This is a genomic window from Nitratidesulfovibrio oxamicus (genome assembly GCF_015731765.1).
Classification (GTDB): Bacteria; Desulfobacterota; Desulfovibrionia; order Desulfovibrionales; family Desulfovibrionaceae; genus Cupidesulfovibrio; species Cupidesulfovibrio oxamicus.
Genome location: NZ_VRYY01000255.1, coordinates 1 through 3,748, shown reverse-complemented (window position 1 = coordinate 3,748; position 3,748 = coordinate 1). Strand labels below are relative to the sequence as shown.

Sequence of the window (3,748 nt, the reverse complement as noted above, 5' to 3'; positions counted from 1 at the left end):
CCAGCCACCGCGCCCACGGGGCCGCCCAGCGCCGCCCCCAGCAGCGGTGCCACACGGGCCACCGTGGTGCCAATGCCTTTCCAGTCCATGCCATGCTCCTTCCGCGCGTGGGCCGCCGGGCGGCATGCCCGGCCCGCCATGCGCAAGAGGATGTGCATACACCTGTCTTGCGGGGCCGTGCTGGCCGCAGCGGGGTGGCAAAGGGGGCGCATGGCCGTCCCGAAGGGGCGCGGCCATGACCTTGGTCTCGGGCCTGTCGGCCTATCGGGCCGGCACGCCTGTCGAAAAGCACGGACCGGAAGGGGGATCGGCGCGAGAGGCCATTGAGGGGGGACAATGCGGTGGCGGCCCGGGGGCGCGTGAAGTGGTGGCGGGCGGACGGGAAAGCGGATGCGGGGATGCGCCCGGACACGCAAACGGTACGTGACCGGGGTGCGGGCGCACAAACGAAAACGCCCCCGCTGGGCGGGGGCGTCGGATGTCATTGCTGAGCCAGATGTATCAGGCGGCGATAAGACTGTCGGAGGCGTCCTGAATGCTTACCGGTCCCTTTTCGTTGCGGGGCAGGCGCGGAACCCTGTCGGATTTGCCGGGTTTTGCCTTGCCGACGCGGGCCTTGTCCGCCTGTTCCGGCTTGGCAGAGCGGGCCACCTGCTTGGCCTTGGCCTTCTTGGCGGCCTTCTTGCCCGCCACGATCTTGCCCTTGCCGTCGCTGGTCACATGGTCCTCGGTCAGGCCGAAGGGCGTCCAGTCGGCCAGGGCGATGTCGAGCGATTCGAAAGAGCGGCCCGAGGCGTAGATGACCGGCACGCTGCCTTCCGGGGTGGAGGCGAACAGCACGGTGCCGTTGGCGCCGGGTTCCGGCATGGCGGCGGTGCGGGCGCCGGGGATGTTGGCTGGGCGCGAGGCATCCAGCGTCACGGTGGCGGCATGTGCGCCATCAGAAGCCTTGGCTGCGGCCAGCAGTTCAGAGGCGGCCTCGGTCTGGTCGCTGCCGTTGGCGACGGACTGGTTGCGCCCACCGCGCAGCACATACAGGAAGTCGCTGCCTGTTTCGCCCACCATGGCCACCATGGTGCTGCCGCCGCGCGTGGCCAGCAGGCTGACCGGCACGGTGCCGCCGTGGATGCCGATGTAGGCCGGGCGCGAGCCGCCGGGCATGTCGATCCAGCCGTCGTCGTCTGCCTGGGCCTGCGGCTCCGAGGAGTGCAGGGCCACGCGGCGGGCGTCGCCAGCTCCGTTCACCGCGGCCCGGCCATGGCCGGACAGGGTGTCGGGCATGTCGCCGCGCTCCGCCTCGGTGACGGTGGGCACGGCAAACACGAACAGTGCCAGCAAGGATGCCAGCAGTCGGGATGCGGTTACATTGCGGAAATATATGGAGAGGCAAGGTACACGCCGAACGTTGTCGCCGCGCATGGTGGTGTTTACCGTGAGTCCTTCGGATGGTGTTGTATGGCGTATCGCCACGTGTGCAGGCTTTATTGATTCGGACGGCCCCTGTCAAGGGCGCGGTATGGTGCGCGGAAATGTTTTTTTAATATTTATATTTCAGGCTGTTGCAAAAAGTGCGCAGGGGCGCGTTGTCTCCGCCAGGCCCCCCGTGGCGCGATTGATGGCCAGGGTTTGCGTTGTTGTTATAAAAACCATGCTTTTCCAGTATGTTGATTGCCGCATGAGACTCTAGAGAATAGGGGCGCAGGCGCTGGTTGGGGCGGAATGTACCGTGGCCGGAACCCGCTGCCCGGGAAAAAAGGCCAGGGTGCCCGGACCGTGCCCGGCAAGCAGGTCAGCGCGGGGCGGATTCGTCCTGCTTGCGCGGCTTGCCGTTTTTTTTCCGCTTTTCGTCCCTGTCGCCCTTGGTCTTGCTTTTGGGCGCGGTGGCGTTGACCGTCGGTGGCGGGGCTTGCCGTACCTGAGGTTCCGGCTCCGGGGGCGGAGCGGGCAGGGGCGGTCCGGCCTCGCCCAGCGTGGACAGGAAAAAGCGAACCAGCCGGGCGTTCAGGACTCGGTGGATGGCCTGGCGGCTGTCTTCATCCACCCCGCCGCACAGTTCCGGCAGGTCGCGTTGCAGGGCGCGGGGACAGGCGGCCATGAACGCGTAATGGTCCGCACCGGCCAGTACGGTGAATTCCGGCGTGCGGGGCAGGGCGGCGCGCAGGGCGTCGGCATGCAGGGGGGCGCGATTCACCTCGTCGTCCTCGGCCTTCAGGATCGCCACCGGCACGGTGACCCTGGTCAGGGACGCACGGGGAAAAAGCATGCCGTAGCCGGGAGCCACCAGCGCCACGGCACGCACCCGGGCGTCGGCCATCGCGGTCTGGGGGAATTGAGCTGGCAGGCCCTGCCCGGCCTGTCCGGCCTGTCCGGCCTGCGTGGCTGGTGATGCGGCGGGCGGGCTGGAACCGGGCTCATTGTCGCCGGGACCGGGTTGCAGCGAACGCAGGGCTTCCGGCAGGCGGGACAGTCGTTCGGCGGCCCACTTGGTGCAGTAGGGGTCGCCGGGTGTGGTGCGTTCGCAGTAGCCTGCATAGCGGGTGCCGTCGGGGCGTGCGCCCGCCAGCAGCAGGGCGGTGGCTCCGCCAGTGCCAAACCCTATGACCCCGATGCGGGCGGGATCGATCATGGGTGAGGTTTCCGGTGCGCGCAGCAGCTTGCTGATGGTGGTGCTGACGTGCCGGGGCCGGGCCGTGAGCTGTTCCGGCAGGAACAGCGAAGACGTGTCGTTGCTGTTGTCGCCCGGATGGGTGGGCGCGGCCACCACGAAGCCCGCGCGGGCCAGGGCTTCCGCCGTATCATGGTGCGCCAGGCGCGAACCGGCTGTGCAGTGCGAGATGACCAGCAGCGGGAAGCGGCCGGGCACTTCCTTGCCGCCGCGCGCCACGTCCAGCGTCCAGTCGCCAAGGTGGATTTCGGAAGGGGCGCGGACGGAGGGGTACCATACGGCCACGTCGAGCCGTTCGCCGGTTTCGGGAATCCAGATGCCCATGGTGCGAAAGCCGGGCTGATACGAGGCGGGCTCGTCCGCGCGGGCCTCCTGCATCGTGGGCAGAAAAGGGGCAAGGGTGCCGACCGGAAGGTTTGGGGGCACGCGTTGCGGCAGGCCCACGGGCAGCAGCAGGGCGGCGGCCAGCGATGCGGCCAGCAAGGGACGCGACAGTCGCCGGGCGGTGCCGGACGCGTTGATGCGGGCGTGGAACGGGGTACGGGGCGCGTAGCCGCGCGGCATGGGAAACCTCCGGTATGTCCACGAGCGAGATACCGCATGCGCACCCACCCGGCAAGGCCCGATGCGGGCGGACGACCGGGGGCGCGGCAGACGCAATCCGCTGCGACACCATTCGTCCATTCGCCCCGTGCGCTTCATTCGGCCCATGCGATCGAACGCACCCCCCGTCAGCGCACCCTGCCCCAGTAGGAGAGGTGCGGCGCGCATTGCAATAGCGGCTCGATGGGCACCTCAACCGCAGGTGGCGGTTCCGCCGGTGCCCTGCCAGCGTCCACGGAGAAATTGCCCCGCACGCTGGAAGAACCGCCTGCAGAGGCCGTCTGCCAGCAGCACGAGCCGGGCAGCAGCATGAGCCCCTGGGAAGTGAGCCAGAAGGTGACCGGAGTTTCGGAGTTGTCCAGGCTTGTTTCGGCCACCCCGGTATCGACCGGGCGCGGCGCGACGGGCACGGGGGCAGGAGCAGCGGACGCGCCCTCCCCACCGTCCCTGCCGTCGTGCGTGCCGCCGCCGCTTCGCCGC

The 3,748-nt window shown here is 69.0% G+C and carries 3 protein-coding genes; all 3 read right to left on the bottom strand.

Annotated elements, in window-relative coordinates:
* Positions 1–501: 501 nt before the first annotated feature.
* Entirely contained in the window at positions 502–1,338 is an 837-nt protein-coding gene (locus FVW20_RS09710) for a hypothetical protein (RefSeq protein WP_231039011.1), read from the bottom strand.
* Positions 1,339–1,789: 451 nt separating this feature from the next.
* On the bottom strand, positions 1,790–3,229 hold the full coding sequence (locus FVW20_RS09705) for an alpha/beta hydrolase family protein (protein ID WP_196609267.1): 1,440 nt from the start codon (positions 3,227–3,229) through the stop codon (positions 1,790–1,792).
* Between the two features lie 167 nt (positions 3,230–3,396).
* A partial coding sequence (locus tag FVW20_RS09700) for a hypothetical protein (protein ID WP_196609266.1) occupies positions 3,397–3,748 on the bottom strand: 352 nt, incomplete at its 5' end.